This is a genomic window from Pseudomonas sp. GW823-FHT05G12, from assembly GCF_058795575.1.
Window position 1 is genome coordinate 3,543,442 of the sequence record NZ_CM179501.1, and the last position, 23,117, is coordinate 3,566,558.

Genomic DNA, 23,117 nt, shown 5'->3' on the forward strand with positions numbered 1-23,117 from the left:
GCATAACCCTTTTGCATAAATCCTGAGGCCAGCGCGATCACTGTGGGAGCGGGCTTGCCCGCGAACACGGGCGAAGCCCGTGCCATCCGCTACCGCGCCTTGCCAATCGCTTTCGCTGCGTCTGCCAGGCGTTGGGTCGCCTGCCGGATCTCATCCGCATCCAGCGAAGCAAACCCCAGGCGCAAGGCATTCTCGGCATGGCCAAACGGTGAAAACTGCCGCCCACTGCGCACCACCAGGTCCCGTTCCAGCGCTTGGTCGACCAACTGATCCACGTTGATCCCATCGGCAAACCTCACCCACAGCGCCAGACCACCTTCTGGCGCCTGCACGCTGATCTGCTCACCGAACGCATCGCGCAAACACCCCAACAAGGTCTCACGCCGGCGCCGGTACTCGCGGTTGACCCGGCGCAAGTGCTTCTTCAGCTCCCCATCATTGATCAGGTCCGCCAACATCTGCTGCATGACTGCATCGCCCTGCCCCAGGGTCAGCATCGCCCTGCGTTCCAGCACGGTTGTCACTTCCACCGGTGCCACGATATAGCTGCAACGGAACGTGCTGCCCAAAGGCTTGGACAGTGAGCCAATGTAAATCACGTGCCGCTGCTGGCGGTCGCTGGCCAAAGGCAGATAGGGCCGCCCGGCAAAGTGGTATTCGTAGTCGTAATCTTCTTCGACCACGCAAAAGGCATGCTGGCGCGCCAGCTCCAGCAGCTGTTGCCTGCGCCCGGCTGGCAGGCTGACCGTGGTCGGGAACTGGTGATGGGGCGTTATGTACATCATCCGCACCTTGTGCTGCCGGCACAGGGCATCGAGCTGGTCGACCCGGCAACCCTCATGGTCCAGCTCCACGGTCACCAGGCGGGCACCCAGCTGACGGAAGATCTCCCAGGCAGGGGGGTAACTCAGGCGCTCGACCAGCACAACGTCACCCGGCTTGAGCAACACACTGGCCACCAGGGATAGTGACATCTGCACCCCCTGGGTCAGGCAGATATGCTCGGCGCCAACGTTCAGGCTGCGGTTGTGCCGCAGCATGTCGGCCAGGGCGCTGCGCAGATTGCGGCTGCTGCACTCGCTGCCGTGGCGCACGCTGTTGCTGGTGAAGCTGCTGCGCAAGGCATTGCGGTAATAGCGATGCAGTACAGCCTGTGGCAGCAGGCGATGGTCACAGGCGCCGTTGTCGAAGAACAAGGCCCCCGGCCGCCCTTGCTGCGCTACAGCCTGTTCGTTCGCCTTGAAGTAGGCAACGGCAGGTTCCTCTGGCAGCGCCAGGGCAAAAGGCCGCACGGCACCGGAAACGGCCGCTGTGCCAGGCGCCAGCTGCTGGCTGACGAAGGTGCCCCGGCGTTGCACGCTTTGCAGCCAGCCTTTGGTTTCGGCTTCCTCATAAGCAAGGATCACGGTCTTGCGATTGACGTTCAGCAATTGCGCCATCTCCCGCGTGCCCGGCAACGGCGTGCCAGGGCGCAGGCGACCCTCGCTGATTGCGGCCACCAGCCCTTCGACGATCTGTCGGTACGAAGCCTGTGCCCCATCGAGCCTGAGCAGTGGCTGCCATTTACGAAGCTGGACCATATGAAATATCCAAAACTGGGGGTTCTGCTGGTCCTGGACTATAGCAACAATCGAACCTCCATTTGCCCCGAGGTGCTCATGCAAAGCCGCCACGTCATTGAATTGTCGCCCTCGGGCAAAACCTTCGAAGCCAGCCAGGAGCTGCTGCTCGATGCCATGCTCGCCAGCGGCCTGCCGGTACCCTTTTCATGCCGCCGCGGCGCCTGCGGCTCCTGCAAGGTCAAGGTGGTCTCAGGGCAGCATCAGGACAAGCAGCGGGATGCGGACACACCGCCGCCTTCCTACCCCTTGGCCGCCGACGAGATGTTGCTGTGCCAGAGCCACGCCTGCAGCGACATGCGCCTGGAAATACCCGGCTGGTCACTGGACGCCCCGGCACTGGAAACCCAGGCACAGGTTGTTGGCAAGCGCGCGCTGAGCGCAGATATCGTCGAGCTGGTGTTGCAGCCTGCTCAGCCGCTGGAGGTGCGGGCGGGCCAGTACATGCGGTTCCAGCTGGACAACGGCGACAGCCGCTGTTTCTCCATTGCCAACCTGCCTGCCCGGGAACAAGGGCAACTGGTGTTTCACATTCGCAAGGTCAGCGGTGGGCTGTTCACCGAAGGTTTGCTGCCCACCCTGCAAGCAGGTGCAACGGTAAAGCTCGAAGGCCCGCTGGGCGCCTGTACCTGGCAGCACGATGACCAACGCCCGCTGATCCTTTTCGCCACCGGCACAGGTTACGCCGGCATCAAGCCGCTGCTGCTGACGGCCTTGGCCGGCGATGCCGAAGTCACGTTGTACTGGGGTGGCTCATCGCCGGCGGATTTCTATGACCGCGAATTTCTCGACGTGTCCAGCAGTGTGCACCCACACTTCCACTGGCAACCGGTACTCTCGGCCCAGGCCCGTATACAGCAGGTGGCGCTCAGCCAGACGCATCGCTGGGGCGAAGCCCAGGTCTACGCCTGTGGCAATGCCAAGATGATCAGTCAGACTCGCGAGCAATGCCTTGCGGCAGGGGTACAGCCCCATCGTTTTGTGGCCGAGGCCTTTGTCGCCAGTGGTGCACTGAAAACGCAGGCTTCAGCAGCCAGCACACTGCACCCTGAGCTGGAAAAGGTCGGCCCACGTTATTCGCTGGACGGCATGCTCGCGGCCCGCGAACAGTCGGTGCGGGCCGTGGCTGCCATTGCCAGCCAACTGCAGGTCGGCATGACCACTGCCCAGGCCCTGGAGATGGCCGCGCATACCCTGCAGGCGATGGGCGCCTCACACACCTGGCACCCCACCTACATCCGTTTTGGTGACGATACCGTGCGTACGCCACGGCAAGGCATTGACCTTCAACGTGCGCTACGCGCCACGGACATCGTCGTGGTCGACGTTGGCCCGGTATGGGATGGCTATGAAGGTGACTATGGCGATACGTTCGTGTTTGGCCAGCACGCCCTGCACCACGCCTGCGTGAAGGCACTGCATGAAGTGTTCGACGAGACCCGCCAGGCCTGGGGCCGCGGGTTGACCGGGCGTGAACTGTATGACTTCGCCGAGCGCAGTGCCCAGGCCAAAGGTTGGCAGCTGGAGCGCAACCTGGCCGGGCATCGCATCGCCGACTTCCCGCATGTGTTGTATAGCCAGGACAAGCTGGCCGAGGTGGAGATTGTCCCGAGCGAGGTGGTGTGGGTGCTGGAGATACAGCTGTGCCACCCTACCGAACCTGTCGGGGCATTCTTCGAAGACATCCTGATTGGCGAGCGCAAGCCGGGCGCTGCCACGGCAGCTTGATGCCGCCAATCAAAGCACGCGCTGTGTGCTTTGGGTTAACGCCTCAAGGCTCGGCCCTTGAACCCGTAACAGGTTAAAGTTGGCAGCAGAAGGAAACCATACAAGGACGATTACCATGCAAGTACGCACGCTCACCCCTGACGACCTCCCCCAGGCCTGCGCCTTGTGCATGGATGCCTTCATGCAGGCAGTCGCGCCCACGCTGTCGGCGCAAGGTATCGAGACCTTTACCCAGGTGTCGGCACCCCAGGCGTTTGCCGAGCGCATGCAGGGTGACAACCTCATGCTGGCCTGTTTTGTCGAAGGCGCTATCGCGGGGCTGATCGAGCTCAAGGAAGGCCGTCACGTTGCGATGCTGTTCATTGCACCAGGCCTGCAACGCCAGGGTATAGGCAAGCGCCTGATGAACGCAGCACTGGAGCATGCCAGCGCTGAGGTGGTGACGGTAAAGGCATCACTGTCTTCTGTACCCGCCTACCAACGCTACGGATTCACCCTGGCAGGCGACGTGGGTGAGTTTGCCGGGCTGGTGTATCAGCCGATGGAAAAGCGCCTGCCGACCCAGCCAGCGTAGGAGCAACCTGGGGTCGCGACAGGGCCGCAAAGCGGCCCTGGCAATACTCTGTCTCAGCGCGTAGCTGGCAGAGATCCGCTCGCGAGGCACCCGCCGACCCCGAACCGACCAAGGGTGTGGCGGCTTGTCAACCCGCCATCAACCGTTGCCGCTTCAGGCGCCGAGCGAACACAGCACGCTTTGCAGCTTGTCTCGGGTGGTATTCGTGCACGCCTGCATGGGCTCGCGCAGCTCGTCTGCAATCAGGCTTTGCAGCTGCAACGCCGCCTTGACCACGGCCGGGTTGGGCTCGGCAAAGGCCACCTTGATCCAGGGCAGCAACTGGTAGAACGTACCACGCGCGGCGGCCCAGTCGCCGCTGTCGACCTGCTGCACCATGCGTACGTACAGGTCGGCGCGCACATGCGCGGAGGCCGAAATGGCGCCAGCCCCACCCAGGCACAGGTTATTGAAGATCTGCAGGTCTTCACCGGCCAGCACCTGAGCGTGGCCGTCCTCGATCAGGGCCATGGTCGTCTCGTTGTCACCGCCACAGTCTTTCACCGCCGCAATGCGTGGATGGCGCACGATACGGCGCAGGGTTTCACGCTCGATGCGTACGCCAGTGCGGTAGGGAATGTCGTAGACGATCACTGGCACGCTGGCGGCATCGGCCACGGTGGCGAAGAAGGCTTCGATGCCGGCCTGCGAAGGGCGGATATAGCAAGGTGCGGGCACCAGCAGCCCGCCAATGTCACGCTGCTGGATTTCAGCCTGGAAGGCCAGCAACTCACGCAGGTTGTAACCTGACAGGCCCATCACCACCCTGCCCGGCTCCACCCAGGCCAGCACGGCATCCAGCAGCGCCAGTTGCTCGGCCTTGGACAACGCCGCCGCCTCACCCGTGGTACCGCACACCACAAAACCGGCCACACCGTCTTCGAGCAGCTTCTTCACCAGCTTTTCCAGGCCTGGGAAGTCGATTTCATTGGCGCGCATTGGCGTGACGAGGGCGATCCAGATACCACGGAAATTCGACATGCAAAAACTCCTGATGTTGACCGAAAGTCAGCGTCAGCAGGGCGAAGAGTGGAAGTGGTGGCAGGGATACCTGGCGCCTTCTGTCTCGTCAGCCCACCTGACGAGACAGCGCGCCTCGGTCAGATGAGCGGCTGTTTCTTGGATTTCTTGGCAACGGCAACGCACGCGCCTGCCTGGGCGATGAAGCCCGAAGCGAGAATGGCGTGGTTGGATGTGGACATGCTGGCAAGCCCGTTGCGTAGGTATGGCTGGATAATGGTGGGGCGCCGTGCCTGGTGTCAACCCTTGGTCCGCATCGCCCCGTGCAGGCGCGCCCCTTGCAACGCAGCAATTGCCGTCACCGCCACTCGCCGTAAGGCTCCAGTGGTGTCACCGGCAGGGCCAGGTTGCCTCGCCACGGTTCGAACAGGTAGCGCAGGTAGAGCATGCCATGGCTAGGCGCATAGTCATCGCTGTGCTGCCAGTCGAAGCCGCCGCCCAGTACCCACTGGTCACTCAGGCGCCGTTCGAACAGACCGCGCAGGCGGTAGCCCAACCCACTGCTGTCGCTGGCTTCAGTCATCGCATCGATGTTGGAATCGACGCCATAGTGCGCCAGTACCTTGCGGTTGATGTGTGCGTCCGGGTACAAGCGGCTACTGCCACTATGGGCCTGAGACCAGCTGACGGAACCTTCCAGCAGCAGCGACCAGTCGTAGTTGCGCCAGGCATAACTGACCGGCACGCCCACCGAACTGTAGCGCTGCGGGCTGTAGTAACCGCCCTGCCCCAGGCTGTAGCCGCCCAGGTCCTTGTCATGGCGCCAGTGCATCAGCGTCACGCCAACACGTACACGCTCGTCGGCCTTTTCCACCACGCGGTGGTAAAAGCCGGCCATGGCCCGGGTCCGCTGGTTGTCGGCCACGTTTTCGCCGTACAGCCAATGGTGCCCCAGGCTGGCCCACACCCCGTTGTCGCCACCTTGGTCCCAGCTCAGGCCGAGCGTGGCGCCATTGGCAGTGACCCCGCCCCAGCGCACGCCCGTCGGGCGGTCGCGTGCGCCGGCGAACGACAGCAATGAATTGCTCATCGGCCGGCGCGAGGCGGTCAGCGACCAGCCAACCTGCCCGAGGTCACCGTTGACCGTTGCGCCGCCCAGCCAGTTGTTGATTGCATAGCCCTGGGTGGTGCCCAGGTCGAACGCCCAGCGGCTGCCCTGCCAACCCAACGCCAACAGGCTGCCGTTTGCAGTCTGCGATCCCCCCGTGCACGCGGGCAGTGTTTTGCCGTCAGCGGTCTGACCAACAAACTGGCAGCTGCCGAAGTCGGGGGTGTAGCGCCCCTGATCGTTCGGCTCGAACGACCCCGCATCCATGCCAATGCGCTCTACCCGCGCAAACGCGGTGCCCTCCTGCCAAGGGGTGTCGACATGCAACAAGGTCGACTGGGTACTCAGTTCCGACGTGCCGGGCGTACCGTCATCCTCGCGCCAGCCGTAGTCATGCATCAGCGTCACATGGGTATTGCGCTGGCGATACAGGGCGTCCACATCACTGCGCAGGCTGCGGGCCAGCCAGTCGTCGCCCTCTTGCTCGCGGCTGGCCAGGGTCAATGCACGGTCATCCCGTGGCGCTACGGCAGCACGGTCCAGCAACTGCGCATCGGCCATCGCTGCCGCGTAAAGGTCCAGTGCTCGTTGAGGGTCATCCTGCGCTACCAGGCGGGCTGCGTCGCGCCGCAACAACGGATCGGGTCGCGTCTGCTGCGCGGCAATCCGGTCAAGCAGCCTGGCCGCCTGATCGTGTTCGCCCAACGCGGTCCACACCGCCGCCAGGCGCCGCTGGGCGTTGCTGTCATCAGCGGCAAATTGTGGCACCTTCACGCCCAGCATGTGCCGGGCCTGCTGCAGGTTGCCTTCGGCCACGGCGCTTTCCATCACCCCAAGGCGTGCATCAGGACGCCCAGGCTGCACGACCAGCACACGCTGGTAATAGCTGCGCGCCTTGCCATGTTCACCACGCGCGGCTGCCCAGTCAGCCAACAGCATCAAGTCGTCCGGGCTACCTTCACCACGCGCCAGGCCGGCTTCAAGCAAGGCTGTCGCCTCGGCACTGCGGCCTTGTGCCTGCAACTGCTGCGCAGAGGCCAGGGTCATACGCCGTTGAACACGTTGCTCCAGCGCGTGCATGTCCGCGCTCCAGATCGCCTGAGGTACCGCCCTCAGACTGTCCAGAGCCAAGGCATCACGGTCGCTGGACTCCAGGAACAGGCCGTGGGCATAGCGCGTTGCCGGATCACGTGGCTGGTGCTGCACCAGCCTGGCAAACGCCGCGTCGGCCTCGCCATTGCGCCCTTGGTGACGCAGACTGTTGGCCAGCTGATACACCAGCCAAGGCTCATCGGGGGCCAGGGCCGAAGCCTGGCCCAGCACGTGGCTGGCCGTCGACCAGTCCTCGCGCTGCAGGGCTTCGTCCCCTTGCTGGCGCAGCCGCGCAAGTTCCAGGCTGCGTCGCAGGCTGGCGAACTGCGCCTGCTGCCGTGGTGGCAGGCTGTCCAGGTATGCCTGCGCCTTGTCTGGCGATTGCGCCTGGTAAACGCGCATCAAGCCACGCACGGCACTTTCGTTATCCGGCGCCATACGCCGTACCTGCAGGTACTGCCGCTCGGCAGCCGCCACATCGCCCTCGGCCAGCGAGACATCTGCCAGGCCCAACAACGCGTATTCATCCTTTGGCCGTTGCTGGCGAGCCTGCTGGTAAAGTGCGCGCGCACCGCGCACGTCTTTCACCTCCAGGGCCCGCTCGGCTTTTTTCAGCAGGGCCCAATACTGGCTGGACGACTCCAGGTCCTTCCATTGGCTGATCCAGTAGGTGTCCTGCTCCTTGGCGCTCGCCGCGCGAAACGCCGCATGGGCGTCTCCATGGCGGCCCTGGCGCATCAACGCATAACCGAGGGCCCCATGCAGGCTGGCATCGCCCGGGTACTGGCGCAGGGCGCGGCGCAGCTGCGTTTCGGCTTCGACATTACGGCCCTTGTCGAGCAATGCCTTACCCCGTTGCGCGGCGTGCCATGCGGTCGTCGAGGCTGGCATAGCCCCAGATGTGCACCACTTGGTTGACGTCGCCGAACTCGCTGGTGAAAAAGCCCACCAGGTTGCCCAGATGTTCGCTCTGCACCTCGAGTGCGTGGCTTTGGTACAGGGCCAGCCAGTCGGCCATTTTCAATGGGTCGAGGGTGTAGGTTCTCAGTTCGTAGTACATGCCGGGTTCTCCGTAGGGGTAGCCGGCGCCTGCAGGCGCGCGGTGACGTGGTTGGCAGCAAGCCAGCCGAAGGTGAGGGCAGGGCCCAGGGTGATGCCGGGGCCGGGGTAGGTGCCCTTCATCAGTGAGTTCATGTCGTTGCCCACCGCATACAGCCCGGGAATCGGCAAGCCGCTGCGGTTCAGCACGTTGGCATCGGCGTTGGTCACCAGGCCACGGGCTGAACCGAGGTCGCCGGTGTGAATGCGGATGGCGTAGAACGGCCCCTTGGTAAGGGGTGCCAAGCATGGGTTGGGCGTATGTTGTGGGTCGCCCATGTAGCGGTTGTAACTGTTGCCGCCTTTGCCAAAGGCGCGGTCGATGCCATTGCCGGCATCGCTGTTGAACTGTGCAAGTGTTTGCGCAAACACCTGTGGATCGACACCGATGGCCAGGGCCAGTGCCTGCGATGTGGTGGCGCGATACAGGTAGCCTGCGTCGATCAACGCCTGGTTGTTGACGGGCTTGGGCCGCGCCAGGCCAAGCCCGTAGCGGTTCATTGCCTCGGCATCGCAGACCAGCCAGCAGCTGGCAATGCCTTTGGCGAACATGGTGTGCACGAAGTGGTGGTAGGAGTCGGACTCGTTGACGAAGCGCCGCCCGGTTTGGTCTACCGCAATCACGCCCGGCTTGGCGCGGTCGGTGACCAGGTGCGGGAAGCGCTCACGTTCACCATCGGCATGACGCAGTTCGGAAACCGGTGCCCAGAAGAAGTTGGCCGCCAGGCCCTCGCCCTCGGCTGCTGCCACGGCCTGGGCAAGGCGCAGGGCGGCTCCGTCGTTGGCCGGTGGTGACAGGGTCAGGTGCGGCGCCTTTTGAGCCGGGCGGTAGTCGGCGGCCATTGCGCCTGCTGCGAATCCGCCCATGGCGCACACCACGCCACCACGGGCCATTACCCGCTCACGTCGGCCTTCGCGCTGTACGACCACGCCCGTGATCACGCCGTGCTCGGCGATCAGCTCCACGGCTTCGCTGCGCAACCACAACTGCGTGCCGTGGGCGAAGGCGCTGGTGGCCAGGCGGGCGATCAATGCGTTGCCGGTGGTAAGCCGGGTGCCGCGTGGGTGCTGCAGGCGGTCGCGCGCGTAACGCGCCATCAACTTCAGGCAATGCCACAGCGACCTGGGTGAGCGACGAATGCTGAGGAAATGCTGGATATCCACCCGGTTGACCATCATGCCGCCGAACAGCAGCATGCCGGGTGGTGGCATCTGCAGGTCCTTGAAGCGTGTGCCCAGGCGCTTGCCGTCGTACTCGACCATTTCCAGCGCCCGGCCGAACTGAGTGGCGCCGGGTGCATCCGGGTAATAGTCGGGCGAGAGTGGGCGCAGGGCATAACGCAGTTCGGTGTTCTGCTCCAGCCAGCGCAGCGCCTGGTGGCCATGCTCGATGAAGGCGTCGCCCAAGGCGGGGTCGTAGCCGTCGCCGATGACCTGCTTGAGGTAGGTGCGCATTGCCTCGGGGGAATCCTTGGCGCCGGCATCACGGGCTTGGTCGGTGCCGTACAGCCACACCGCGCCGCCAGAAATCGCCGAGGTGCCGCCAAAGCGTTCGGCCTTTTCCACCATCAGCACCTTCAGCCCACGGCGGGCCGCGGTGGCGGCAGCGGCAAAACCACCGGCACCGCTGCCCAGCACAACCAGGTCGAAGCTGTTGTGTGTGTGCTCCAGAGTCGTCATGGCCTCAGATCTCCAACGGCGTGACGCCCATGAAGGCGCCAAGGTGGCCCAGTTGGGCGAAGGCCATTTCCGGGCCAGTCTGGATCCTGCAACCTACTTGCCGCGCGCGGTTCAGCAGCGGGGTGATCTCGGGTGAGGTGACCACGTCGGCAACCAGAGTGTCTGGCAGCAGGGTAGCCAGCAGGGCGGCGGACAACGGCAGCTCTGCGCGGGTGCCCATGCCGACTGGGGACGCGTTGGCCACCAGGTCGAAGTCTTCCAGCCCACTGAACTGTGTGCTGACCGTAAGCCCGGGGAAGCCGTTGCCGAGCAGTTCGCATACAGCACCCATGCGTGCTGTGCTGGGGTCGCTGAGGGTAATACTGGCGGTCCCTGCCTCAGCCAGTGCATAGGCAATGGCACTGCCAACACCGCCGCAACCGATCACCAGTGCCCGTTTGCCCGCCGGCTTGAAGCCATGCTTGTGCGCAGCGCCGAGGAAGCCGGCGCCGTCCACGTTGTCGCCCAGCAGGCGTCCGTCGCGCTCGCGGCGTATCACATTGACCGAACCCAGGGCAGCTGCGCGCACGCTCAGGCCGTCCACGCGGTTGGCCAGCGCCTGCTTGTAAGGCACGGTGACCACGCAACCGCGCAGGTTTTGCCAGCCACGCAGGGTTCCCGCAAAGCTGTCCAGCGCCGCCTCGTGCAGGTCGATGGGCAGCATGGCGAGGTTGCAGTTGTTGTGGTTGAACCAGGTGTTGAAGTTTTGCGGGGACTTCACCTGGGCGATGGGCGAACCGACGATGGCGACCAGTTCAGTGGAACCTCGAATCATGCTTACCTCCTTATTGGCGTTGTTATGGCGCCAAGGGTGCACGGGATGCCGCTGCCCAGCGCGAGTTCGACTACCTGTCCGGGCAAGCAGTGAGTGCCACCAGCGCGGCAGCCTGGCAAGCCTTTCTTCAGCGTTACCCGGCTTCGCCGTTGTTGGCACAGGCCAGCGAGACCTTGCAACAGCAGCGCAAGCTGCTGGCCGACCCGGCATGGCAGGCCGGTCAGCCATGGCGGCAGACTCGCGCTGGGCGGAATTCTCGCGACGCAACCGCGAGCTGGGCGCGGTACTGCGCCTGCAATCGCGGCTGCTGCGCCCGACCGGTTTCTCGCCGCTGCAGTAAGCCACACGCCACTTCTTCCAACATCCGAGCGGACCCCTTCCATGCCCCCCCTTGAATGTGACGTACTCGTCATCGGCTCCGGCGCCTCTGGCCTGGCTGCCGCCGTAACCGCCGCGCATCATGGCCTGACAGTGGTCGTCGCGGAAAAAGCCAGCCAGCTGGGCGGCACCAGCGCCTGGTCGGGGGGCTGGTTGTGGATACCGCGCAACCCGCTGGCCATCGCCGAAGGCATCATCGAAGCCGACGATGCCCCGGAGCGCTATCTGCGTGCGCAAACCCACACCCGCGAGCTGGACCCGCGTCAACGCGCCTTCCTGCGCCATGGTCCGGAAATGGTGGCGTTCTTCGAGCAACACACAGCCGTGCAGTTCCAGTGCGGTAGCCGTATGCCCGACATGCGTGAAGGCGATGGCAGTGCACGCGGCGGTCGCTCGCTGTGTGCATTACCTTACGACGGGCGACGGCTAGGGCCTTGGCTGCACAAGTTACGCCCACCGCTGGACATCGTCAGCCTGGCCGGCATGGGCATTGCCGGGGGCGCCGACATGGCTGCCTTCTTCAACGCCACACGCTCGCCCAAGGCAGCGCTGCATGTTGGCAAGCGCCTGTTGCGCCATGGCCGAGACTTGCTGCTGCACCGTCGCGGCTTGCATCTGGTCAATGGCAACGCGCTGGTGGCGCGCCTGCTGCGCAGCGCCCTTGATCGTGGCGTGACATTGCTGACCGAGAAAGCGGCCAGCCGTCTGTTGTTGTGCGAAGAACGGGTCAACGGCGCGCTGTTTGCCGATGGCCAAGCGATCTACGCACGGCGTGGTGTGGTGCTGGCCTGCGGTGGCTTCCCACATGATCGCCAGCGTATCTCGCAACTGATGCCGCACGCGCCGGACGGTGACCAGCATTACTCCGCTGCGCCCAGGGAGAATAGCGGTGATGGTTTGCGCCTGGGCGAACAGGCGGGTGGGCGGGTGTCTGCGGCAGGCGCCCACGGGGGCGCCTGGGCGCCGGTATCGCAGGTACCGCGCCGCAATGGCCATTTCGGCCATTTCCCACACCTGATCGACCGTGCCAAGCCCGGTTTCATCGCCGTGCGCCGCGATGGTCGGCGCTTCGTCAACGAAGCCGATTGCTACCACGACTTCATGAACGCGCTGTTCGCCGCCACGCCGCAGGCTGAGCAGCCGGAGGCCTGGCTGATCTGCGACCATGCTGCGCAACGGCGCTATGGCATCGGTTGGGCCAAGCCCTTTCCCTTCCCTACCCGCTTCTATCAGCGCAGTGGCTATTTGCACAGCGGCGCTACCCTGGCGCAACTGGCGCAGCGCTGCGGGATCGACGCCGAGCAGTTGCAGCGCACGGTGGAGGGCTTCAACCATCACGCAGCACAAGGTGAAGACCCTACCTTTCTGCGTGGCGCGTCGGCCTACAACCGGGCCCAAGGCGACCCGCAGCAGGCACCTAACCCGTCGCTTCGGCCGTTGCTGAAGGGGCCGTTCCATGCGGTGAAACTGCTGCCAGGCAGCCTTGGCACCTTCGCCGGCCTGGACACAGACGCCTCGGCCCGCGTACTGGGCCACGCAGGGCAGCCGATACCCGGGTTGTTTGCAGTGGGTAACGACATGCACAGCGTGATGGGTGGGTACTACCCGAGCGGCGGCATTACCCTTGGCCCAGGGATGACCTTCGGGTATCTGGCCGGTAGAGCGTTGAGCGGGGGCTGTGCGCATCATTGATGTCGGTTTTGCGCGCATCAGGCAACCAGGGCCAAAGCCTTCTACCCTTCAGTGAGGTGAATACCTGCCGCGCCCGCCGGCCAACGCAACCGTTCGATAACCGAACAGTAGCCCGTCTCTTGAATTGACGCTGCCGTCTTCACTGCTCACCATGCACCGGCCTTGCGTGCCCCCCCTGCCTGGGAAACGGTCACGTACCCGTAGCACCGCAGCTGAATACAATTTCAAGAAACGAGCAGTCTATGAACCACTCCAAGATCCCCCCCGCCGCGCCCCGGATGTCCCAGGGCTCGATCGGCGACAAGCTCCGCGGCGCCTTCGGCGTCGGCAAGACCCGTTGGGGCATGCTCGCCCTGGTGTTCTTCGCCACCACCCTGAACTACATCGACCGCGCCGCCCTCGGCATCATGCAGCCCGTGCTGGCCAAGGAAATGAGCTGGACGGCGATGGACTACGCCAACATCAATTTCTGGTTCCAGGTCGGCTACGCCATCGGTTTTCTGCTGCAAGGCCGGCTGATCGACAAGGTCGGGGTCAAACGGGCGTTCTTCTTCGCTGTACTGCTGTGGAGCCTGGCCACGGGTGCCCACGGCCTGGCCACCTCGGCGGCAGGTTTCATGGTCTGCCGCTTCATCCTCGGCCTGACCGAGGCCGCCAACTACCCGGCCTGCGTCAAGACCGTGCGCCTGTGGTTCCCGGCGGGTGAGCGGGCCATTGCAACGGGGCTGTTCAACGCCGGTACCAATGTTGGCGCCATGGTCACCCCCGCGCTGTTGCCGCTGATCCTGGCTGTGTGGGGCTGGCAGGCTGCGTTCATCGCCATGGGCAGCCTGGGCCTGGTGTGGGTCGTGTTTTGGGTGCTGAAGTACTACAACCCTGAAGACCACCCCCGCGTGCGTCAGAGCGAGGTGCAGTACATCCAGCAGGATGACGAGCCCGAGCCGACCCGCGTGCCGTTCAGCCGTATCCTGCGCCTGCGTGGCACCTGGGCTTTTGCAGTGGCCTATGCGATTACCGCGCCGGTGTTCTGGTTCTACCTGTACTGGCTGCCGCCGTTCCTGAACCAGCAATACAGCCTGGGCATCAACGTGACCCAGATGGGCATCCCGCTCATCATCATCTGGCTGACGGCAGACTTCGGCAGTATCGGGGGAGGCATCCTGTCGTCGTGGCTGATCGGCCGGGGCGTGCGTGCCACGACAGCGCGCTTGGTGTCCATGCTGATCTTTGCCTGCACCATGCTCAGCGTCATCTTTGCCGCCAACGCCAGTGGACTGTGGGTCGCGGTGGCGGCCATCTCGATCGCGGTAGGCGCGCACCAGGCGTGGACGGCGAATATCTGGAGCCTGGTGATGGACTACACACCCAAGCATCTGGTGAGCACCGTATTCGGCTTCGGCAGCATGTGTGCGGCAATTGGCGGAATGTTCATGACGCAGATTGTCGGCAGCGTGCTGACCGCTACCAACAACAACTATGCCGTGCTGTTTACCATGATCCCCGCCATGTACTTCCTGGCGCTGGTGTGGATGTATTTCATGGCACCGCGCAAGGTCGAGAGCGCCTGAGAGCGCTAGCCACTTACCTCTACGGGGCCCTTGCGGGCCCTTTTTTTGGCTTGGCGTTTCTTGAGAAGCGGACAACGACAATGCAGCGTTCGGTGTGGGTTCACTCACGAACGTGACGCAGTCGGTGACAGGCGCCACGTTCGCTCGATCAGACGGTGGCCAACACCGCCTTGGCTTTCTCCAGCGCCATGCGCGCGCGCTGTTCGCCGCTGATGCCCTGCTCCAGCAATTGCCGCGTGGGGATTTCCAGGCTCAGCGGCACGCTCGGCGGCAAGGCGCGCAACAGGCCAACCAGGTCGGCATCTCCATCACCCGGGAAGCGACGCTCGTTACGCGCCTGGCGCAGGATCTCGTCCATGTCGGCCGGTACCGGGCCAGCAACGTCACACAGTTGGGCATAGCGCATGCGCTGCGGCTTCAGCTGCGCCAGGTCGTCCAACGAAGAGCCAGAGCGGTTGAAGTGGAAGGCATCCACCAGCACGCAGCCATTGGCGCGGTCGGCGTTGGCCACCACCCGCATGGCCTGGCGCAGGTCACGTACGTCGGTCCAGGGCATGAACTCCAGGTGAGGGTGAATGCCGTAGCGCGACGCCAGCTCGCACAATGCGGCAAAGCGTTCGGTCAGGCGCGCTTCGTCGGGGTCGTTGCCCGCTACCAGCAATTCAGTGCCACCCAGCTCGGCGCCCACCGCCAGGATCGCTTCGAAATCGGCCACACAGGTTGCCGGCTCAAGACGCAGGATCTCCAGGTCGAGCACCTTGATGCCCGTGTCGCGCAGGCGCGCCTGGGTTTGCCGACGCAGTTCGGCATCGGCGATCAACGGGAAATGCCGCTCCTGTTCGGTGGCTGGCACCAGCCGTAGGCCGACATGGCTGTAACCCGCTCGGGCGGCGGCCTCGACCATGTCCGGTGGAGACAGCTCGAGCACCGTCAGGGCCGCGAGGGAAAAAATTCGATCAGTCATTAATCATCACCAGCAATAGTAAGGTTGCATCAGCCAATGTGCGCGGGCGCGCAAGCCCGACCGCTCTGGGCTGCCTGCCTTATCGCTTCGATCAGCGCCAGTGTGCGCCCTCCGTCGGCAGCGTCGATCAGCGGCGCCTGTTCACCCCGGGCAACCCGCACAAAATGCTGCAGTTGCAGGGTCAATGCCTCGCCGGCAGGGATGCTTTCCGAACTTTGCAACAGGGGCGTATGCCAGCCCGAGCCTGCCTCGGCGTAATGCCAGCGCTTGAGCTGGGGAATGCTCAGTGCACCTTGGGTACCGGCCAGCAGATAGCACGGCTGGCCATCCTGGCGCGGGTACACGGGGCTTTCGCCAGCGTCCAGCTCCCAGCTCCACGGTGCAGCCACCGCGTCGGACCCGGTCAGGCTGCCCAGGGCACCGTTGGCAAACTGCAGCAGCACCGCGGCGCTGTCTTCGTTGGCAAAACCGCGTACATCGTTGCGGGTGAAGGCCTGCACCTGCACCACTTCGCCGCACAGGTAACGCAACAGGTCAAGGTCGTGGATCAGGTTGGTCAGCAAGAAACCGGCCCCTGGCTCGCGGCGCCAGGGCGTTTCGAAATAGCTGTCGGGCTTTTGCAGCTGCCACAGCGCGGTGACATTGATCAGACGGCCAAGCTTGCCTTCGTTGATCACCTGGTGCGCCTTGGCGATCAGCGGATTGTGTCGGCGATGGTGCCCTACAAGCACCGGTACACCTCGGCGGCGTGAGGCTTCCACCAGTGCACGCACTTCATCCAGGTTCACGCCCACCGGTTTTTCCACCAGCACCGGCACCCCGGCCTCGACACAATCCAGGGCGGTGGCGACATGCAGGTTGTTGGGGTTGGCGACGATCACTGCCTCAGGGCGCACCTGCTCCAGCATTTGCCGGTGGTCGGCAAAGCAGGGCACGCCGCACTCGGCAGCGAAGGCCTCGGCCTGCTGGCCGGGGTCGGCCACGGCACACAGTTGGGCTTGCGGCACATTGCGCAAATGCTGGTAATGCTGCCGGCCCATGATGCCGGCGCCAATCAAGGCAATACGAAGGGGTGCGTTCAACAGCCTGTCCTCTTGTCATTGTTGTCATGAAATTCTGAAACCTGGTTCCACAATTCACACTCGACAATTTAGAACCAAGTTCAGCTTTTCAGAAGAACAGGCGGAACAGACTGTGCGGTAATCGACCGGAATATCCCCTCAGGCAAAAAGCTCGCTGGCGGGACTGGCCGCCGACAGCTCTTCTGCCGCCGCCAGCAATAGCGGTGCCAGCGCTGTAAGGCGGCTCTGTGCCAGCCGCGCGCTGGGCCCGGCGATGCTCAGCACGCCGATCACCTCGTCACTTTGCGGGCGGCGCACCACTGCGGCCAGGGCTGATGTGCCGATGGCGGACGTTTCCTCGACCCAGGCATAACCGCGCTCGCGCGCGCGGTGCAGGTAGGCGAGCAGCTCGTCGGTGGAGCGTGGCGCGTTCGGGCCGAACTGGTCGGGGTCGGCTATACCTTGGCGCAACACCATCTGCAGCGCCTGCTCATCGTCCAGGCTGGCCAGCCAGGCATGCCCGGAGGCGGTATAGAACAGCGGCGCGTCGCGCCCCATATCCGGGTCGTAGCGCAGTCCGGAGCGGGCCCCTTGGGACTTGGCGATCCAGATTTGCCGGGCACCGTCGATCACCCCAAGGCGCACCAGTTCGCCGCTGTCCTGGGCCAGGCGGTCAAGAATCGGCTGAATGATGTCGGCACCGCTGCTGGCCAGGTAACGAAAGCCCAGCGCTACCAGCTTGGCCGACAGCTGATAGCGGCTGCTTTCCCGGTTCTGGCGCACGTAGCCCAGCCGCACCAGCTCAGTGAGCATGCGGTGGGCGGCGCTTTTGGGAATGTCCAGGCGCTCGGCCAGGGTTTGTAACGGCAGCCCTTGGGGTTCACCGGTAAGGCTTTCTACAAGACTGAAGGCGCGTTCGATCTGACTACCAGCCATGTCACAGGTCCCTGATTTTTTTGCGAATTCTAGAAGATGATTCCACATCGTCGCTAGCCAGCGCAGCTCGGGCCACCTCGAATGTCCGATGATCGCCCAGTTCTTGCCTGACATGACCAACCTGACCTTGCAGGACCACCCGCTGCTGATAAGAATGTGGAACATTGTTCTAATAAAAGCACAGGAAACCCGCAATGCCTTCCGCTCCTCTCGAAACCGAATGCGATGTACTGGTCATAGGTTCTGGCGCCGCCGGGCTGGCGGCGGCCGTCACGGCTGCCTGGCATGGGCAGAAGGTGATCGTGGCGGAGAAAGAACCGGTGTTTGGCGGTGCCACCGCCTGGTCCGGCGGCTGGGCCTGGGTGCCACGCAACCCGCTGGCGCGCAGGGCCGGCATCGAGGAAGACATCGAACAGCCGCGGACTTATCTGCGCCATGAGCTGGGGGCAAACTACAATGCCGAGCGCGTCGATGCCTTCCTTGAGGCGTGCCCGCACATGGTGGCGTTTTTCGAGAAGTACACGGCGTTGCAGTTTGCCGACGGCAACGGCATCCCGGACATGCATGGCGATACGCCAGGGGCAGCCCTTGGCGGCCACCAGGTGATCGCCGCGCCCTACGATGCCCGCGAGGTTGGCGCCCTGCTGCCACGCTTGCGCAAGACCATGCGCGAAACCTCGTTCATGGGCATGCCGATCATGGCCGGTGCCGACCTTGCCGCCTTCCTCAACATGACCCGCTCGCCCAAAGCCCTGCTGCACGTGTGCAAGCGCTTTGGCCGCCACCTGTACCACCTGGCCCGCCATGGTCGGGCCATGCACCTGGTCAACGGTGTGGCGCTGGTGGCGCGCCTGGCTAAATCGGCACAGGACCTGGGTGTACACCTGCAAGCGTCGGCGCCGGCCAAACGCCTGCTGATCGAGGATGGCCAGGTGCGCGGGGCGTGGGTCGCGACGCCACAGGGCGAGCAGCTGATACGCGCCAAGGCCGTGGTGCTGGCGGCAGGTGGTTTCCCCAATGACAACGCCCGGCGCCAGCAACTGTTCCCGCGCGATGCCAGCGGCCACGACAATCTGGCGCTGCCACCCAAGGGGTGTTCTGGCGATGGCCTGCGGCTGGGCGAGTCCGCCGGCGGTGTGGTTGATACCGACCTGAGGTCGCCAGTGGCTTGGGCACCGGTTTCACAGGTGCCGCATCGCGACGGCAGCATCGGCCACTTCCCGCACATTATCGAGCGCGGCAAACCGGGCGTTATCGGCGTGCTGGCCAACGGCAAGCGTTTCGTCAACGAAGCGCATGGCTATTACGACTATGTGTCGGCCATGGTCGCTGCAGTGCCGCAGGGTCAGGAGGTGTGCTCGTGGCTGGTTTGCGATCATCGCTTCTTGCGCCGCTATGGCCTGGGGCATGCCCGCCCGGCACCGCTGCCGGTAGGGCCGCATGTGCGCAACGGCTACCTGAAACGCGGCGCCACGCTCGAGCAGCTCGCCCAGGCCTGCGGCATTGACCCGTCCGGGCTGCGCGCCACGGTCACTGACTTCAATAGCCATGCCCGTAACGGCCAGGACCCGGCGTTTGGCCGTGGTTCCACGCCGTTCAACCGCAAGCAGGGTGACCCACAGCACAAGGGCCCTAACCCTTGCGTGGCGCCCATCGAGCACGGGCCGTTCTATGCGGTGAAAGTAAAGCCCGGCTGTTTTGGCACCTTTGCCGGATTGCGCACCGACGGCAATGCCCGTGTACTGGATGAGGCCGGGCAACCGATTGCAGGCCTGTACGCAGCAGGTACCGACATGGCCAGCGTGTTTGGTGGCTGGTACCCGTCGGGCGGTATCAACCTGGGGCCGGCGCTGACCTTTGGCTATGTCGCCGGACGGCACATTGCCGGGGTGCAGGGGTATGAGTGAGCTGACCCACAATACCCGGGTGGTCGGCGCTCTGCTGGAGGACGCAGGGAAAGGCCGTGACGCTTGAATCGAGCGCCACGCGGTCTGATTGTTCAGTGCTGTCGCCCCTCAGCTCACAGGTCTCGCCGCGCTGCGCTCCTGAATTTGCGCCAGCCAGTAGGCCACATCCACCTCGTCGATCTGCTCGGTGCGCAGGAAGCGCTCGGCATATTGGCGGTATACCCCGCTGCTGAGGAACAGCTGTAGCAGTTGCCCGTCTACGTGCCCCTCGCGGGCCATGGACACCAGGATCTTCACCGATTCGGACAGCGTTTTCGGGGGTTTGTATGGCCGGTCTGCTGCCGTCAGTGCTTCGAAGATGTCGGCAATCGCCATCACTCGCTCGGCGATGCCCAGGTCCTGCCCGTCCAACCGGCGCGGATAGCCGCTGCCGTTCATCTTTTCGTGGTGGTTGCCGGCGATGTCGGGCACCCGCTTGAGGTGGCGCGGGAGCGGCAGTGAACTGAGCATGATGATGGTCTGCACGATGTGTTCGTTGATCTTGAAGCGTTCTTCGTCAGTCAGCGTGCCACGGCGGATCGACAGGTTGTACAGCTCGCCGTAGTTGCTGGCGTGGCCTGGCAGGTGCATGTCGAACCCCCAGATATTACGCGGGTCGCCCTTCACCACCGGCGGCGTGCGGGTACCCCAGGGCACGCAGTGCTCGGGGCGGTCGGCCAGCAATGGCTCCTCTGTCGGTAGTTCAGGCTGCGGCACGCCAACAAGGCGTTCCGCCTCGTCACGGGAGATGCCCAGGCGGTTATCGAAATGGCGCAGCCAGCGGCGCTTGCCGATCACCTGCAAGCGCTGGATATCGGTGTCCTGCATCAACTCGCCGCCGATGTTGGCCTGGGCGACGAAAGCGAAGTCGTCCTGCAGCTCGGCCTGGCTTCGCTGCAGTGCGGCTTTCAGCACCTGCTGGTCGGCGCCACTGGCCAGGCCTTGCCAGTAGGCCAGCTCCGCATCGCGCCACAGCACTTCGAAACGCATGCGTACTTCGTGGATGCGGTTGTAAAGGGTCTCCAGCTTGGTCGCCTTGTCCACCACGTACTCGGGACTGGTGACCTTGCCACAATCGTGCAGCCACGCTGCCACACGGAACTCGTACCGCTCTGCCTCGGTCATGCTGAAGCTGGCGAACGGACCGCTGTCGGCTGCTACTGCCTGATCCAGCAGCATCTGCGCCAGCTGAGGCACTCGCTCGCAGTGGCCACCGGTATAGGGGCTCTTGGCATCGATGGCGTCTGCCAGCAGCTTGATCATGGCGTCCAGCAGGCGTTGCTGGGCTTCGACCAACTGGCGGGTTTCGATAGCCACCGCAGCCACTCCGGACAATTCCTCGACAAAGCGCCGAAATGCCTCGCCCACCCGCTCCTGCGCCTGCTCTTCGTCCATTTGCAGGACCAGGATGCCCAACAGTGCCCGGCTACGGTCATTAAGCACCACGGCCAGGCTGCGCTCGTGCAGGCCGAGGGCCTGGGTCACTGTTGCAGCCAAGTGCTGCCGGGCGCCTTCATCCACTGCCAGCTCGCTTGGGTAGTGTTCACCGCGGCACGAGGCGGCCAGGCGCAGCAAAGTCTGTTCAGCGTCGTACAGGTAAACCCCGCCGGCGTCGCCCCCGGCAGCTTCTACCAGATGGCTCAGCACGCCATCGAGCATGCGCTCGAGGTCTCGCTCGCGGCTGAGCGCAAGGGTAATCGCCTGAAAGTGGCGAATAGTACCGGACATGCGGCTCAGCACACGGCTCAGCTCACGCACCTCGGAAACCCGCGAGTGCACGCCCACTTCACGGCTGAAATCAAAACTGGCCAAACCTTGAACCTGCTCGCGCAACAGCCGCAGCGGGCGGCCAATGCGCCGGCCAAGCACACCGCCGAGCACCAGCAACACGGCCATCAGCGCCACGGTCCAGAGCAACTGCTCGAACAAGACTTTGCGTGCCCCCACCAGCAGCTCCTGGCCTGGTACGGCAATCAGCACGTGCAAGTCGTGCCCGGCCAGGGTGGTCAGCTGCACACGAATGCCATACCAGGTCTGGCCGTCCACCTGATAAGGCTGAGGCTGGTTGCCCTTCGGCAGGTCAGCGTATAGCTGCGCCAGGCTGGGAGCGCCCAGCTCGGCGACCCGCGACAGGCGCACGCCTTGCCCTTCGTGCACGATTGCCCGCTGCGGGTCCGGATAGGCCACAACGTTGCCCTGGTCATCGACCACCACGATCTCGGTACCCGGGGTCATGCGCAGGTCCTGAGTCTCGCTGGCCAGGTCGTTGACCGAAACGTCCAGGCCGATCACGGCCCCACCGTCGACGCTACGTTGGGCCATGGTCAAGCCGACCTCGCGGGTGGTGAAGAACACATAGGGGCGCGTCAGCACAGTAGAGGGTTGTACCGTGGCTTCAGCGAACCAGGGGCGCAGGCGTGGATCGTAGCGATAGTCAGGTTTGGCCTGGGCCTGCAACAAGTTCAGCGCCCGATCATAAAAGCGCCACTCGCCCTGCACCTTGGCGCCGTCGCCATGGCTGACGCTCTGCACCAGAAAAGCCGTGCCCGGTGGAGCGGCGAAACGCTGCATCAGCTGTGGGTCACGCAGGCGACGCACCAACAGGAACTCGCCGCTGGGGTAACCCAGATACGCGGCGCTGAGCATGCGGTTGGCGTCCAGCATTTCCACCAGCTGTGGCAGCCGATCCAGGCGCTGTGCCTGGGTGTGCACCGTCGTGTTGTGGGCCAGCAGGCGAATGCTGCTTTGCGCCGGCTCGATCAGGCGCCTGGCGCGCTCGTCGATCGTCTTGGCAACCTGCTGGGCGGCATCACCAGCGGCGGCCACGAGGGTTTGGCGAATTCCGCGGTAACCCTGCCAGGCCAGGGCGGCGCCGAGCAGCAGCATGCCCAGCACGATGGCCAGCGCCACCAGCCATTGCAGCGAGATGCCACGCCCGGCTTTACCGGCAACACGGCCATTCGACACGCAGCCCATTCCAGGTACTCCATGTGTGGCAGTTTGAAGGAGCAGCCAGAACGATCATGCAGGCCAGGGCCATTCGCAGGCAGCGTGACGGGCCAAATGTTGGCAAGCTGCCCTGGTCCATCTTGGCAGCAGTGTAGAGCGTACGTGGGCTTTCTGCCGGGATGGCAAAAAAGTTAACCTGGGCAGTAAAAGGCGCACAGCCGTTACATGAGGCTCAACCCCGCTGCTCCAGCATGACCAACGCCCCGACAATCAGCGCCTGCATGCCCTCAAGCAACTCCACTTCCATCTCCGATTCTTCGCCAGCCCGGTCGGCCTCCAGCAGCGGCTCGCGCCCCGACACCGTGTACACCGTATCGGCCACGGCAAAGCCATGGAACGCCACCGTCGACAACAACCAGCGCGCCTGTTCCAGGCTCAGGCCGTAGGCCTGGGCGATGTGCGCCTGGTGGTCATTGATCTTGTCGATCATCGCTTCTGTCGCTGCCAGCCTGCGGATCACATAGGGCGTCAGACCCGGGTGGGCCTTGACGAATGCCTGTACCGACGTGGCAAAGCGCGTCAGGTAGGACTGCAACCCTTCTACACAATTCCCGTCTGCCCTAGGGATCTGCCAGCGCTGAAAGATCTCCTCGGCCACCAGGCACTTGAGTGCTTCGATGTTCGGCACATGCTTGTACAGCGCCATGTGGCTTACGCCCAACGCAGCGGCCACGCCAACGAACGTGAGGTTGGGCAAGCCGATGGCGATGCTCACGTCGGCAATCCGTTCACGGGTGATGGTGCGAGGGCGACCGCGTCCGGGGGTGCGTTGTGGTGGTTGCATCGGTTCCTCCAGGCTTTGTGAAGACAGTCTTGTAGCTGCCTTGTCGGGTTTTCGCAAATTAGTTTAT

At 64.2% G+C, this 23,117-nt stretch carries 14 protein-coding genes and 4 pseudogenes; 7 read left to right on the forward strand and 11 right to left on the reverse strand.

Features of this window, described 5'->3' with window-relative positions:
• Positions 1-89: 89 nt before the first annotated feature.
• Positions 90-1,580, reverse strand: a complete 1,491-nt coding sequence (gene pdxR / locus AC3RCM_RS16195; protein WP_064491580.1) for a MocR-like pyridoxine biosynthesis transcription factor PdxR — start codon at positions 1,578-1,580, stop codon at positions 90-92.
• On the opposite strand from pdxR, the gene AC3RCM_RS16200 reads away from it, so the two are divergent.
• A complete protein-coding gene (locus tag AC3RCM_RS16200) occupies positions 1,581-3,347 on the forward strand; it encodes a M24 family metallopeptidase (RefSeq protein WP_492629020.1) in 1,767 nt (588 codons plus the stop codon).
• Positions 3,348-3,462: 115 nt separating this feature from the next.
• Positions 3,463-3,921, forward strand: a complete 459-nt coding sequence (locus AC3RCM_RS16205) for a GNAT family N-acetyltransferase (RefSeq protein ID WP_060538219.1) — start codon at positions 3,463-3,465, stop codon at positions 3,919-3,921.
• 153 nt (positions 3,922-4,074) lie between these two features.
• Here the strand turns inward: AC3RCM_RS16205 and dapA are convergent, their stop codons facing one another.
• The 5 genes and pseudogenes from dapA to AC3RCM_RS16230 all read right to left on the reverse strand — a co-directional run bounded on the left by dapA (position 4,075) and on the right by AC3RCM_RS16230 (position 10,712).
• Positions 4,075-4,941 carry a 4-hydroxy-tetrahydrodipicolinate synthase gene (dapA, locus tag AC3RCM_RS16210; RefSeq protein ID WP_457251294.1) on the reverse strand — a complete coding sequence of 289 codons (867 nt, stop codon included), beginning with the start codon at positions 4,939-4,941 and terminating at the stop codon, positions 4,075-4,077.
• Positions 4,942-5,278: 337 nt separating this feature from the next.
• Positions 5,279-8,059 (reverse strand): annotated as a pseudogene (gene bcsC, locus AC3RCM_RS16215) (cellulose synthase complex outer membrane protein BcsC); the annotation flags it as partial.
• Positions 7,977-8,180, reverse strand: a pseudogene (locus tag AC3RCM_RS16220) (NIPSNAP family protein); the annotation flags it as partial. The pseudogenes bcsC and AC3RCM_RS16220, both read right to left, overlap by 83 nt.
• Complete coding sequence (locus AC3RCM_RS16225; protein WP_198748180.1) at positions 8,165-9,898, reverse strand: FAD-dependent oxidoreductase; 1,734 nt, start codon at positions 9,896-9,898, stop codon at positions 8,165-8,167. The pseudogene AC3RCM_RS16220 and the gene AC3RCM_RS16225, both read right to left, overlap by 16 nt.
• 4 nt (positions 9,899-9,902) lie before the next feature.
• Positions 9,903-10,712 carry a shikimate dehydrogenase family protein gene (locus tag AC3RCM_RS16230; RefSeq protein ID WP_104887428.1) on the reverse strand — a complete coding sequence of 270 codons (810 nt, stop codon included), beginning with the start codon at positions 10,710-10,712 and terminating at the stop codon, positions 9,903-9,905.
• A 35-nt stretch (positions 10,713-10,747) separates the two neighbouring features.
• Here AC3RCM_RS16230 and AC3RCM_RS16235 point away from each other — a divergent pair.
• The 4 genes and pseudogenes from AC3RCM_RS16235 to AC3RCM_RS16250 form a co-directional block, all read left to right on the forward strand.
• Positions 10,748-10,981 (forward strand): annotated as a pseudogene (locus tag AC3RCM_RS16235) (hypothetical protein); the annotation flags it as partial.
• A pseudogene (locus tag AC3RCM_RS16240) lies at positions 10,921-11,052 on the forward strand (NIPSNAP family protein); the annotation flags it as partial. The pseudogenes AC3RCM_RS16235 and AC3RCM_RS16240, both read left to right, overlap by 61 nt.
• A gap of 41 nt (positions 11,053-11,093) precedes the next feature.
• Positions 11,094-12,782 carry an FAD-dependent oxidoreductase gene (locus AC3RCM_RS16245; RefSeq protein WP_492629021.1) on the forward strand — a complete coding sequence of 563 codons (1,689 nt, stop codon included), beginning with the start codon at positions 11,094-11,096 and terminating at the stop codon, positions 12,780-12,782.
• A 242-nt stretch (positions 12,783-13,024) separates the two neighbouring features.
• Entirely contained in the window at positions 13,025-14,350 is a 1,326-nt protein-coding gene (locus AC3RCM_RS16250; RefSeq protein ID WP_012052802.1) for an MFS transporter, read from the forward strand.
• Positions 14,351-14,498: 148 nt separating this feature from the next.
• On the opposite strand, the gene AC3RCM_RS16255 is transcribed toward AC3RCM_RS16250, so the two are convergent.
• The 3 genes from AC3RCM_RS16255 to AC3RCM_RS16265 form a co-directional block, all read right to left on the reverse strand.
• Positions 14,499-15,314 (reverse strand): sugar phosphate isomerase/epimerase family protein, encoded by an 816-nt coding sequence (locus tag AC3RCM_RS16255; RefSeq protein WP_020190771.1) that lies wholly within the window; start codon positions 15,312-15,314, stop codon positions 14,499-14,501.
• A gap of 29 nt (positions 15,315-15,343) precedes the next feature.
• Complete coding sequence (locus AC3RCM_RS16260) at positions 15,344-16,396, reverse strand: Gfo/Idh/MocA family protein (RefSeq protein ID WP_064491500.1); 1,053 nt, start codon at positions 16,394-16,396, stop codon at positions 15,344-15,346.
• A 138-nt stretch (positions 16,397-16,534) separates the two neighbouring features.
• Entirely contained in the window at positions 16,535-17,311 is a 777-nt protein-coding gene (locus AC3RCM_RS16265) for an IclR family transcriptional regulator (RefSeq protein WP_198748182.1), read from the reverse strand.
• A gap of 194 nt (positions 17,312-17,505) precedes the next feature.
• On the opposite strand from AC3RCM_RS16265, the gene AC3RCM_RS16270 reads away from it, so the two are divergent.
• Positions 17,506-19,218: an FAD-dependent oxidoreductase gene (locus AC3RCM_RS16270; RefSeq protein ID WP_064491499.1), complete on the forward strand. Its 1,713-nt coding sequence runs from the start codon at positions 17,506-17,508 to the stop codon at positions 19,216-19,218.
• Between the two features lie 108 nt (positions 19,219-19,326).
• Here AC3RCM_RS16270 and AC3RCM_RS16275 read toward each other — a convergent pair whose 3' ends face one another.
• Together AC3RCM_RS16275 and AC3RCM_RS16280 are read right to left on the reverse strand one after the other, a co-directional pair.
• The gene (locus AC3RCM_RS16275) at positions 19,327-22,233 is read right to left on the reverse strand and encodes an HD domain-containing phosphohydrolase (protein ID WP_492629022.1); all 2,907 of its coding nucleotides are present in this window, start codon (positions 22,231-22,233) and stop codon (positions 19,327-19,329) included.
• Positions 22,234-22,438: 205 nt separating this feature from the next.
• Complete coding sequence (locus tag AC3RCM_RS16280; protein ID WP_064491497.1) at positions 22,439-23,050, reverse strand: TetR/AcrR family transcriptional regulator; 612 nt, start codon at positions 23,048-23,050, stop codon at positions 22,439-22,441.
• Positions 23,051-23,117: the final 67 nt, after the last annotated feature.

Coding starts and splice junctions, on each gene's coding strand:
- pdxR (WP_064491580.1), bottom strand. CDS start 1,580: ATGGTCCAGCTTCGTAAATGGCAGCCACTGCTCAGGCTCGATGGGGCA.
- AC3RCM_RS16200 (WP_492629020.1), top strand. CDS start 1,581: ATGAAATATCCAAAACTGGGGGTTCTGCTGGTCCTGGACTATAGCAAC.
- AC3RCM_RS16205 (WP_060538219.1), top strand. CDS start 3,463: ATGCAAGTACGCACGCTCACCCCTGACGACCTCCCCCAGGCCTGCGCC.
- dapA (WP_457251294.1), bottom strand. CDS start 4,941: ATGTCGAATTTCCGTGGTATCTGGATCGCCCTCGTCACGCCAATGCGC.
- AC3RCM_RS16225 (WP_198748180.1), bottom strand. CDS start 9,898: ATGACGACTCTGGAGCACACACACAACAGCTTCGACCTGGTTGTGCTG.
- AC3RCM_RS16230 (WP_104887428.1), bottom strand. CDS start 10,712: ATGATTCGAGGTTCCACTGAACTGGTCGCCATCGTCGGTTCGCCCATC.
- AC3RCM_RS16245 (WP_492629021.1), top strand. CDS start 11,094: ATGCCCCCCCTTGAATGTGACGTACTCGTCATCGGCTCCGGCGCCTCT.
- AC3RCM_RS16250 (WP_012052802.1), top strand. CDS start 13,025: ATGAACCACTCCAAGATCCCCCCCGCCGCGCCCCGGATGTCCCAGGGC.
- AC3RCM_RS16255 (WP_020190771.1), bottom strand. CDS start 15,314: ATGACTGATCGAATTTTTTCCCTCGCGGCCCTGACGGTGCTCGAGCTG.
- AC3RCM_RS16265 (WP_198748182.1), bottom strand. CDS start 17,311: ATGGCTGGTAGTCAGATCGAACGCGCCTTCAGTCTTGTAGAAAGCCTT.
- AC3RCM_RS16270 (WP_064491499.1), top strand. CDS start 17,506: ATGCCTTCCGCTCCTCTCGAAACCGAATGCGATGTACTGGTCATAGGT.
- AC3RCM_RS16275 (WP_492629022.1), bottom strand. CDS start 22,233: ATGGGCTGCGTGTCGAATGGCCGTGTTGCCGGTAAAGCCGGGCGTGGC.
- AC3RCM_RS16280 (WP_064491497.1), bottom strand. CDS start 23,050: ATGCAACCACCACAACGCACCCCCGGACGCGGTCGCCCTCGCACCATC.